We start from the raw sequence: 1,000 nt of genomic DNA on the forward strand, positions 1-1,000 counted from the left end.
TGGAGGTTAAGATGTCACGTCGTCGGATTGGGCAGCAATCATTGCGGTTTTCGGATGTGGGTAGCGTCGCGTCATCGTTGGACCGGCTTTCTGGTTTGATCGATTGGACGCCGATTGAAGTCGTTTTGGGTGATATCTATATGGCTGCGAAGGGCGAACCGGCCTGGCCGCCTCTGGTCTTGTTCAAGGCGATGCTGCTCGCGGTCTGGTACGATCTCTCGGATGTGAAGCTATCGGAAGCCTTGGATGACCGCGCCTCGTTCCGGCGGTTTTGCGGCTTCTCCGCACAGGAGGCGACCCCGGAACGGACAGCTTTCGTGCGGCTGCGCAAGGTGCTGGCTGAACGCGGTTTGGATAAAGCCCTGTTCGATGAAGTGACGCGCCAGCTGAAGGCCAAAGCCATCCGCGTGAAAACCGGTACGCTGGTCGATGCGACAATCATCGCTTCGGCACGCAGGGGCGATGATGAAGCGCGCTGGGTTAAGCATAAGGGTCGCAAAGCCGTGCACGGCTTCAAGGCCCATGTGGGAGCGGATGCAGATACGGCTTTGGTTGAACAAGTTTTCATCACCCCCGCCAACGTCAATGATGGCAAGGCGGGCCCCGCGGCTCTACCTGACGATCCCGGCGACGTGTTCGCCGACAGCGCCTATCGCGGGGACCACTTCAATAACGCGGTCCGGGCCAAAGGTGGGACCCCTCGCGTTATCATCACCCACGTGTGGTCCAGTGCCCAGGACGCGAAGGCAGCGCTCGCCTACCTTGATGCCCATAACCGGTCCATTTATCGCGTCCGTGGCCGGATCGAAAAAATCTTCGGGACCTGGAAGCGAAGCTACGGCTTACACCGAATGCGATGGTGCGGCCTTGCCAAAGCTGCCGTCCAAGTCCGTCTCACCGCCATCGCCTACAATCTGAAACGTACCCTCAAGCTGCTCGCTCAACCCGCTTGAGGCCCGTCGCAGAAGAGAAGCTGCGGCTCTCACGTGGGGAAAGAAAT

The 1,000-nt window shown here is 59.4% G+C and carries 1 protein-coding gene; it reads left to right on the plus strand.

Translation table 11 applies throughout. The annotated features are described in order from the left end of the window. Positions 1–953 (plus strand): IS5 family transposase (locus QQJ84_RS19150; protein WP_284259934.1); only part of this gene is annotated, 953 nt, incomplete at its 5' end. Positions 954–1,000 lie beyond the last annotated feature (47 nt).

It is taken from the genome of Acidocella aquatica, assembly GCF_030160635.1.
Classification (GTDB): domain Bacteria; phylum Pseudomonadota; class Alphaproteobacteria; order Acetobacterales; family Acetobacteraceae; genus Acidocella; species Acidocella aquatica.